Raw genomic sequence first — 8,853 nt, 5'->3', positions numbered from 1 at the left:
TCCTACTCCATCCAGATTTGTGTCGAGGCAGAGCCCCCCAAGCAACAGAACACCGACAAGGTGATTGGTGTTGACCTGGGACGGCGAGACATTGCCCATACCTCCGAAGGAGACAACTGGAATGGACAGCAGCTGAACAAAGTCCGAGATCACTACTGTCGGTTAAGAGCGTCTCTTCAGCGCAAGGCCAGTAAGGGCACCCGCAGTTGCAGGCGGCGATGCCGTCAACTGCTGCAACGGCTGTCTGGCAAGGAGAGACGCTTTCAAGCTTGGGTGAACCACAGTATCGCTAAGCGCATCGTTAAAGCAGCTCAATCTCTTTCTGCCTGCATTGGGATTGAGGACTTGAGCGGCATTCGAGAACGCACCAATCAACACCCCCGCAGTCGTGAGGAGCGGCGGCGTAGCAATAGCTGGGCGTTCTACCAGCTGCGGCGGTTTATCGAATACAAGGCTGTGAGGGCGGGTGTCAAAGTGGTAGCTGTCCCTGCGGCCTATACCTCGCAGATCTGCCACAAGTGCCTGCATATTCATCCCGACTCCGCTCAATCCTATCGCAAGGGTAAGCAGTTCAAATGCGGGCACTGCGGTTGGGAAGGGGATGCGGATTTTAACGGTGCGAAGGTGATTGCGCTTTTGGGGGCTGCCGTAAACCAGCCTAGAGGTTCGGGCCTGTTTTGTTCTCTGGTAGAGCAGAGCAGGCTCAGGGCTACTGAAAGCCTGCTCCGTACCGCTTAGCGGTCGGAGCCGGGTAGTTTACAGATCAGAGCTTTGCGGGATACTGCCATTCTGTTTGGCAACGAGCAGGATGCAATCGCTGCAGCCCTGGGCAACAGTGTATGGCTTCGCCATGCAAGCCATAGCCATTCCAAACTGGATTGGGACACTCCCCAAGCGTTCCGCGCTGCTTCCGCGACCACTCCCAGGGGAAGAGGGAAGTTAGGAAGCGATGCAACTTAAAGCTGTTCGTCAGCTGCTGCTGGAGAGGCTGCTGGGGCCGGCCATAATGGGAAAACGCCATCCTGGCTGTGGCGGAATCCTTTGCGAGAGCTTGCCTGCATCCATGCTGGAACACGACATTGTCATCATTGGGGGAGGGCTGGCCGGTTGCCGAGCGGCTTTGGAGGTTATGCGACGGGATCCCAGCCTCGACCTGGCCTTGGTGTCCAAAACCCATCCCATTCGCAGCCACTCGGTAGCAGCCCAAGGGGGCATTGCCGCCGCCTTACAAAATGTTGATCCGCAAGATTCCTGGGAGGCTCATGCCTTCGATACCGTCAAGGGATCCGACTACCTAGCGGATCAAGATGCGGTGGAGATTCTAGCCCGGGAAGCCCCTGAGGTGATCATCGACCTGGAACACCTGGGGGTCTTGTTCTCCCGCCTGCCGGATGGCCGCATTGCCCAGCGGGCCTTTGGGGGACACAGCCACCCGCGCACCTGTTATGCCGCCGACAAAACCGGGCAAGCCATTTTGCACGAGTTGGTGAGCAACCTCAAGCGTTTTGGGGTCAAGCTCTACAGCGAATGGTATGTGCTGGATCTGATCCTGGCAGAAAACCAAGTCCAGGGCGTGGTGATGTTGGAGCAGGCCAGCGGGCGGCTGGAAGTGCTGCGGGCCAAGGCGGTTATGTTGGCTACAGGCGGCTATGGGCGCATCTACAACTCCACTTCCAACGACTTTGCTTCCACCGGCGATGGCATGGCGATGGTGGCGCGGGCCGGCCTGCCTCTGCAGGATATGGAGTTTGTGCAGTTTCATCCCACGGGCCTGTATCCGGTGGGGGTGTTGATCTCAGAGGCAGTGCGTGGAGAGGGGGCCTATCTGATCAATGGGAAGGGGGAGCGCTTCATGGCCGCCTATGCCCCCAGCCAGATGGAATTGGCCCCACGGGATATCACGTCGCGGGCAATTGTCACGGAGGTGCGGGCCGGGCGCGGTATTGACGGCAAAGATTTTGTCTACTTGGATCTGCGGCATCTGGGGGCAGAAAAGATCCACACTCGGCTGCCCTTCTGTTGGGAGGAGGCCCATCGCCACTTGGGCATCGATGCGGTTGTCGATCCCATTCCGGTGCGACCGACGGTGCACTACTGCATGGGTGGGATCCCGGTGACGGTGGATGGGCAGGTGTTGCGGGATGTCCAAACCCGTGTGGAAGGGCTGTTCGCTGCCGGTGAAACGGCCTGTGTTTCGGTGCATGGGGCCAACCGGCTGGGCAGCAACTCTCTCCTGGAGTGCATTGTTTTCGGGCGGCGCACAGGGGCAGCCCTGGTAGAGGCCGTCAGAGGTCGAGCCTTGCCGAAAGTGGACGAGGGATCCCTACTCAAACAGGCCGCCAGCCGGATTGCCGGGCTCCTGGAACGATCAGGGAAGAGCCGCATTGATCAGGTGCGGCGGCAATTTCAAGATTGCATGACCGAGCATTGCGGCGTCTACCGCACCGAATCGGTTCTCCAAGAAGGGATCCAAACATGGCAACAGATCCGCCAGCGTTACGAGCGGGATTTGCATTTGGACGATCGGGGCAAGGTGTGGAACACCGAGCTGATCGAAGCGCTGGAGCTGGACAACCTCATGACGGTGGGGGCTTTGATCCTCGCCAGCGCCCTGGAACGGCGGGAAAGCCGTGGCTCCCACGCGCGGGAAGATTACCCCCAACGGGATGATCAACGGTTTTTACAACACACCTTGGCTGCCTTTCGCGAGGGATCCCCTCAGATCAGCTATCGCCCCGTGGTGATCACCCGGTTTCCCCCTCAGGAGCGAAAATACTAACTTTCCAGAGGCCTCCCAGGCCGATTAGGATTGCTCTATCGTTCCCGTTAGCAGGATGGAGCCCCTTTCAAAATTATCCAATATCTAGGGATTCTATCTTCGCCAGCTTGAAATCTCGTCTACTGCCGGAGGGCCAGCCATGCAAGAAACCCTGGAGAAAGCAGCCGTCGCCCTGCAAGCGGAGCTGAATCTGGAGCCTTTTTGGATGCCCTTTACGGCCAATCGGCAATTTAAAGCCAACCCGCGCCTGTTGGTTGCCGCCCGAGACATGTACTACACCAGCCACGATGGCCGCCAAATCCTAGATGGGACTGCCGGGCTGTGGTGTGTGAATGCTGGCCACTGTCGTCCCCCGATTGTGGAAGCAATCCAACAGCAGGTGGCCCAACTGGACTACGCCCCAGCTTTTCAAATGGGCCATCCCAAAGCCTTTCAACTGGCAGAGCAGCTCATCCAGCTCACTCCTGCCGGACTGGATCACGTTTTTTTCACCAACTCTGGCTCTGAGGCGGTGGATACGGCCCTGAAAATGGCCATCGCCTACCATCGCTTACGCGGACAGGGATCCCGGCAGCGGCTGATTGGCCGGGAACGGGGCTACCACGGCGTTGGCTTTGGGGGCATCTCGGTCGGGGGCATCTCCAACAACCGCAAGTTTTTTGGCAGCCTCATTCCCGGCGTAGACCACCTACCCCACACCCACAACCTGGAGCAAAACGCCTTTAGCCGCGGCCTGCCTCGCTGGGGATCCCACTTGGCAGAAGACTTGGAGCGGATCGTCGCTCTCCACGATGCCAGCACGATTGCAGCGGTGATCGTAGAGCCGGTTGCCGGTTCAACGGGGGTGTTGCTGCCGCCGGTGGGCTATTTGGAAAAGCTGCGGGCCATTTGCGACAAATACGGCATTCTGCTCATCTTCGATGAGGTGATCACCGGCTTTGGGCGTCTGGGATCCCCTTTTGCGGCCAATTACTTTGGGGTGGTGCCGGATCTGATTTGCTGTGCCAAGGGCCTCACCAATGGCACCATCCCGATGGGCGCAGTGATCGTCAAGCAAGAGATCTACAGCGCCTTCATGGAGGCTGCTGGTTCCGCTGATGACCTGCACCGTCCAGGGGACAACAGCAGGACGCTGTCCTGGAGCCCCATCGAGTTTTTCCACGGCTACACCTACTCCGGCCACCCAGTTGCCAGTGCCGCCGGCTTGGCTACCCTGAACCTGTATCGAGAAGAAGGCTTGTTCGAGCGGGCTGCCAACCTCGCTCCCCTCTGGGAGGAGGCTCTCCATTCCCTGCGCGGCTTGCCTCATGTCATCGATGTGCGCAACCTCGGCTTGGTGGGGGCAATTGAATTGGAAGGGATCCCTGGCCGACCGACAGCGCGGGCTTTTGAAGCTTTTTTGCGCTGCTACGAACGTGGGGTATTGATTCGCACTACAGGTGATACCATTGCCCTTTCCCCGCCTTTGATCATCGAGGAAGCCCATATTGAACACCTGATCGCCACCCTGAAGCGAGTTCTTCAAGAGCTACCTTAGTCCTGAATCGACAAGAGAGACTGCCTGAGGGAGTTAGAAGCTTCTGGGGCTGGGCGTCGGCGAAGGACTGGGAGAGGGACTGGGTCTGGGCGAAGGGGATACCGAGGGAAAGGGATTGGGGGTGCCGGTCGGCGTTGGCGAGGGGGAGGGACTGGGCGCAGGCAACACCCGCAAGGGAGCTTTGGCCGAAGCAATTCGGCCCTGGGTATCCGCCACCATTGCCGTCACCTCATAATCCCCGGTGGGAGCAGAAGTGGGAATGGTGATGGGGATGGTGCCAATGCAGGCTCTGCTGTTGGGCTGACAGCCGACGGCAGCGGCAGTGAAATCAAAGGTGAGGGTGAGGGGGCTTTGTCGGATTTCCACCCGGAAGCTGATGCCGGCCCCCAAACCTGCAGGAGTCGTCACGGCCACCAGCACGTTGAAGGGTACCGTCTGTCGCGCGTCCGTCAGGGCCACCACGGCAATCGAAGGCGGCTCTGCTGCAAAGGAAGCAGTGGGAGAGGGGCTGGGAGTGGGGAAAGGATTCAAGAGGGGAGTGGGGGTCGGGGTAGGCAGAGGGGTGGGCGGCGGCGTAGGGACAGGACTGGGGATGAGGAAAGGAGTGGGCGTTGGAGCCACCACCGCTATCGGCGTGATGGTAACCGCAGGCTGTTCGCCGGCATCTTCTTGGCAAGCCACCAGTGACAACGACAGAAGAGCGGCTACACTGGCCCTTATTACAGAGGAGGCTGCTAACGTCCAGCTCTGACGGAACCTATGGGGCTGCTGTCTCATGGGGTTTGACTCCTCACAACACAAAGCTTTGGGATCCTGCCGGTTCTGGGAGAGCCGAGCCTTGGTGGTGTCCAACTCAAAAACTCGGCCAGGCTGCTTCTCAGCCACAGCAGCGCTTACACGCTGCTAACACTATAGATAGAGTCTTAGCTTTTTGCAAACCCCACCTGTGGACTCCCCCTTTGGGGGTGAAGCCAGATAGAGGGGAATGACCTGGGCCGAGTTAGACTGGTAAGCGTGACAGCAAGACGAGGATCCATGGCAGCAAGGGCGGGAGCAGAACCATCTTCTGGCTGTGGAGAAGCAGAGGGGCAGACTGCCGTTGGCGTTGATGCCCTGTACCCCTCAGAAAACATCAGCGGGGCGGGGTATGCCCGGGAAGAGCTGCAAGAGGCTTGCGGGGTCTTTGGCATCCTGGCTCCAGGAGAGGAGGTGGCCAAGCTGGCCTACTTTGGCCTATTTGCCTTGCAGCATCGCGGCCAAGAATCGGCAGGGATCGCCACTTTTGAGGGATCCTTTTGCCGGGTTCACAAGGCGATGGGCTTGGTCTCCCAGGTCTTCGACGAGGTGAACTTGGCCCAACTGACCGGGGATCTGGCGGTTGGTCACACCCGCTACTCCACCACTGGATCCAGCCGCGTGGCCAATGCTCAGCCGGTGATCGTGGAGACTCGCCTGGGGCCGCTGGCTCTGGCCCACAACGGCAATTTGGTCAATGCGGAAGAGCTGCGGAAGGAACTGGAGGCCGCCGACCGGCACCTAACCAGCAGCACCGACTCCGAGTGTATTGCCCACGCCATTGCCCAGGCGGTGAACCAAGGTCAAGATTGGATCGCGGCCACTTGCCAAGCTTTGCGCCGCTGTCAGGGGGCTTTTAGTCTGGTGATCGGCACGCCAGAGGGCCTGATCGGGGCACGGGATCCCTATGGGGTGCGTCCGCTGGTGTTGGGGCTTTTGAGCAGCAACCCCGCTCTGGATGAGCTGCTGCAGTCAGAGATGCTGGAGATCATCTGCAGCGACGGCACCCTCAGCCACCCCGAGGCCGAGCCGCTGCATTACGTGTTGGCTTCAGAAACCTGTGCTTTGGATATCATTGGGGCCGACCCTCTGCGGCAGGTGGAGCCGGGAGAGTTGGTGTGGATCAGCCGTCAGGGGCTGCAATCGGTGCGTTGGGCGGAGGCCACCCCCAAGTTGTGCATCTTCGAGATGATCTACTTCGCCCGCCCCGACAGTTGGATGCATGAGGAAAGCCTCTACTCCTACCGGGTGCGTTTGGGAGAACAACTGGCCAAGGAGGCCCCGGCAGAGGCCGACTGGGTGATCTCCGTTCCCGATTCCGGCACGCCGGCAGCCATTGGCTATGCTCGCCAGTCGGGGATCCCTTACACCGAAGGGCTGATCAAAAATCGCTACGTGGGCCGCACCTTTATCCAGCCCACCCAATCCATGCGGGAGCGGGGCATTCGCATGAAGCTCAACCCCCTGGAGGACGTGCTGCGGGGGAAGCGGATTGTTATTGTGGACGACTCAATTGTGCGGGGCACCACCAGCCAGAAAATCGTCAAGGCCCTGCGCCAGGCGGGGGCTACCCAGGTCCACATGCGCATTTCCAGCCCCCCGGTCACCCATCCCTGCTTCTACGGCATCGATACCGATAGCCAGGATCAGTTGATTGCTGCCCAGCATTCCGTAGAGGAAATCGCCGAGAAGATTGGAGTGGATTCTTTGGCCTACCTGAGCTGGGAAGGCATGCTGGCTGCCACGGGCCGGGATCCCAACTCGTTCTGCTCCGCTTGCTTTACCGGCCACTACCCCATCCCCATCCCAGAAGGGCTGAAGCGCTCCAAGCTGGCCCTGGAACTGGTGGCTACTGGCAAGAGCCGCTAGGCTGCTCATGGATCCCCGCTAGACTGAGAAGAAGAATTGCTTGGGGCAAGCCATGACTTTTCGCCTACGCCAATTGGGGGATCCCATCCTGACGCAAGTGGCCGAGCCGGTGACGGAGTTCAAAACGCCGGCCTTGCAGGATCTTATAGAAGGTATGCTGGCTACCCTGAAAGAGGCGCAGGGGGTGGGCTTGGCTGCTCCTCAGGTGGGATTCCCCCTCCAGGTCATCATCGTAGCCTCCCGTCCCAACCCTCGCTATCCTGATGCACCCCAGATGGAGCCGCTGGTCATGGTTAACCCCCGCCCCCTAGCTTGCAGCGAGGAGCAGGTGCTGGGGTGGGAAGGGTGCTTGAGCGTGCCCAACTGCCGCGGCCTGGTGGCCCGTTCCCGCGAGGTGGAGGTGGAGTACCACACCCCTGAGGGATCCCGGCAGCGGGTGGTCTGGCGGGATTTTCCGGCGCGCATCTTCCAGCACGAATACGATCACCTCAGGGGCCGATTGTTCCTAGATCGGCAGCCGCAGCAACTGCTCTCTGAGGCCGACTACCAAGCCCAGATTTTGGCCCAGCCCCCTGCCTGAGGATCCCAACATGCCCTACCTGGTCATCTACGACGGCCTGTGCAACCTCTGCGCCAGTGGAGTCCAGCTCTTGGAGCGCCTGGATCGCGGCCAGCAGTTTCGCTACGCCCCCATGCAGGATGGAGCTACCCTGGCCCAGTGGGGGATCCCGCCAGAGCAGATGGAATTGGGGATGATCCTGATCGACCTGGAGCAGCCGCAGCGCCGCTGGCAGGGATCCGCTGCCATTGAACAAATTGCCGCCCTTTTGCCGAGCGGGGAGGTGTGGCTGGCTCTGTACCGCAACTTTCCTGGCTTGAAGTTTCTGGGGGATCGGGGCTACGAACAGATCCGGGATCACCGCTACGAGTGGTTTGGCCGCCGTAACACCCCATACCTATCTGTCTACCCTGCTTGTGTTTCCTGCCGGGATCCCTTGGCTGACAACCCATAATGCTTGGTAATGCTTGCCCTTATCCAGCTACCTGAACTGAAGGAGGCCGATAGGAGAGGGGCTGTACTTAAGGGATCCCTTGACGAGGGATACATTACTCCTGAGTGTTTAATAATTTTTAACTCACCTCATTGGTAAACAGGATGTGTTTGTGTGTCAGGAACACCTTTTCGGCCCTGAGAAAGCTGGCCTAGGATGGGGCTGTACCTCTTTGCCGAGGGATCCCTGCTGTGTCTCACTTTACTAGCATCAAAGTTCAGTTCAAAAACAAGGAAATCCTCAAAGATGTTTTGGTTGCCCAAGGCCACGAAGTCCTAGAGAACACCTACGTCCGGGGCTATCAAGGGAATCGCACCCGGGCAGACCTTGTGGTCAGGCGCAGCAACGGCTATGACATCGGCTTTCGCCAGCAAGGGGACAGCCTGGAAATGGTTGCTGACTTCTGGGGGCTAGGGATAAGCGCTGAGTCCTTCCTAGCACCGATCCGCCAAGAGTACACCCGTAGACAGCTCCTGGCAACGGCAGCAGAGAAAGGATTCACCGTAGAGTCGGAATCTGTGGATGAACAGGGTCAGATCAAGATCGTACTGGGGCGCTGGGCATAGGGAGGCATTATGGCTGAGTATCAACAGGTGGAATATACGATTGACAAGGAAGGCAATCTGATTGAGCGAGTGCTGAATGTCAGAGGGAAAGGTTGTCTTGAATTAACCGAAGAAATAGAGAAGGCTTTGGGTAGGGTCGAAAAAAGAGAGCTTCTGCCCGAATACAACCAGGTGCCCAATGTTGAGGAAATTGAAGAGCGCCAAAAGGAGTGGTTATGACCTTCTGGAACTCCTTTTTGCACTTTCGGAGTTTAC

9 protein-coding genes are annotated in these 8,853 nt (G+C 59.0%); 8 read left to right on the top strand and 1 reads right to left on the bottom strand.

Annotated elements, in window-relative coordinates; translation table 11 throughout:
- The 3 genes from ACVWZU_RS04385 to ACVWZU_RS04375 form a co-directional block, all read left to right on the top strand.
- A partial coding sequence (locus ACVWZU_RS04385) for an RNA-guided endonuclease InsQ/TnpB family protein (RefSeq protein ID WP_457443557.1) occupies nt 1-738 on the top strand: 738 nt, incomplete at its 5' end.
- A gap of 325 nt (nt 739-1,063) precedes the next feature.
- A complete protein-coding gene (locus ACVWZU_RS04380) occupies nt 1,064-2,779 on the top strand; it encodes a succinate dehydrogenase/fumarate reductase flavoprotein subunit (RefSeq protein ID WP_457404329.1) in 1,716 nt (571 codons plus the stop codon).
- A 139-nt stretch (nt 2,780-2,918) separates the two neighbouring features.
- Complete coding sequence (locus ACVWZU_RS04375) at nt 2,919-4,316, top strand: aspartate aminotransferase family protein (protein ID WP_011429583.1); 1,398 nt, start codon at nt 2,919-2,921, stop codon at nt 4,314-4,316.
- A gap of 33 nt (nt 4,317-4,349) precedes the next feature.
- Here the strand turns inward: ACVWZU_RS04375 and ACVWZU_RS04370 are convergent, their stop codons facing one another.
- The gene (locus tag ACVWZU_RS04370) at nt 4,350-5,006 is read right to left on the bottom strand and encodes a hypothetical protein (protein ID WP_414342310.1); all 657 of its coding nucleotides are present in this window, start codon (nt 5,004-5,006) and stop codon (nt 4,350-4,352) included.
- A 345-nt stretch (nt 5,007-5,351) separates the two neighbouring features.
- On the opposite strand from ACVWZU_RS04370, the gene purF reads away from it, so the two are divergent.
- From purF to ACVWZU_RS04345, 5 genes are all read left to right on the top strand, one after another.
- Nucleotides 5,352-6,980 carry an amidophosphoribosyltransferase gene (gene purF, locus ACVWZU_RS04365; RefSeq protein WP_457404326.1) on the top strand — a complete coding sequence of 543 codons (1,629 nt, stop codon included), beginning with the start codon at nt 5,352-5,354 and terminating at the stop codon, nt 6,978-6,980.
- 52 nt (nt 6,981-7,032) lie between these two features.
- Complete coding sequence (def, locus tag ACVWZU_RS04360) at nt 7,033-7,560, top strand: peptide deformylase (protein WP_457443555.1); 528 nt, start codon at nt 7,033-7,035, stop codon at nt 7,558-7,560.
- Between the two features lie 10 nt (nt 7,561-7,570).
- On the top strand, nt 7,571-7,993 hold the full coding sequence (locus ACVWZU_RS04355; protein ID WP_457443553.1) for a thiol-disulfide oxidoreductase DCC family protein: 423 nt from the start codon (nt 7,571-7,573) through the stop codon (nt 7,991-7,993).
- A 230-nt stretch (nt 7,994-8,223) separates the two neighbouring features.
- The gene (locus tag ACVWZU_RS04350; protein ID WP_457439328.1) at nt 8,224-8,598 is read left to right on the top strand and encodes a DUF1257 domain-containing protein; all 375 of its coding nucleotides are present in this window, start codon (nt 8,224-8,226) and stop codon (nt 8,596-8,598) included.
- A gap of 9 nt (nt 8,599-8,607) precedes the next feature.
- On the top strand, nt 8,608-8,817 hold the full coding sequence (locus ACVWZU_RS04345; protein WP_457439326.1) for a DUF2997 domain-containing protein: 210 nt from the start codon (nt 8,608-8,610) through the stop codon (nt 8,815-8,817).
- The last annotated feature ends 36 nt before the right edge of the window (nt 8,818-8,853 follow it).

The organism is Thermostichus sp. MS-CIW-26 (assembly GCF_054059115.1).
Note: the sequence above shows the minus strand (reverse complement) of the source record. Positions and strands in the feature narration are given on the sequence as shown.